Raw genomic sequence first — 447 nt, forward strand, 5'->3', positions numbered from 1 at the left:
ACTGAATGACTTTGGTGTCGCTGACCGCAGAGTTAGATGGATCAGAGCCATCGGCTAGATTCGTTTCAGATAGTGAGATTGGTGGAATGACATCTATGGTTGGGACATCGCCGTCCGTAATCGTAAGCGTCACTGTCGAGGTAAGAACGTCATCATCGCCATCGCTTGATGTCACCACGATGCTCTTAACGATATCGCCAGCCGAGTGGTCTAAATCGCGGTTCGGCTCAAAGCGCACTTCCCCTTGAGTCGTAATAAACAGTGAGCCTTCCGTGAAAGTAAACTCTTGCTCGGTCGCATCATTCGGGTTTAGAGAGTAAGCGGTGCCGTCATAGGTAAATTGAGTCACGCTCGCGCCATCAGCACTTGCGGATGTTAATACATCGAAAACGGATGTCGTTGGCGTACCTGCAGCTAAGTCAGCCACAGTAGGCTCTTCAATCGTCA

At 50.1% G+C, this 447-nt stretch carries 1 protein-coding gene; it reads right to left on the reverse strand.

The annotated features are described in order from the left end of the window. The coding region (locus AB4507_RS23045; protein WP_372183468.1) for a hypothetical protein at positions 1-447 on the reverse strand (447 nt) is incomplete at both ends.

The organism is Vibrio sp. 10N.222.54.A3, from assembly GCF_041474095.1.
GTDB classification, from domain to species: domain Bacteria; phylum Pseudomonadota; class Gammaproteobacteria; order Enterobacterales; family Vibrionaceae; genus Vibrio; species Vibrio crassostreae_C.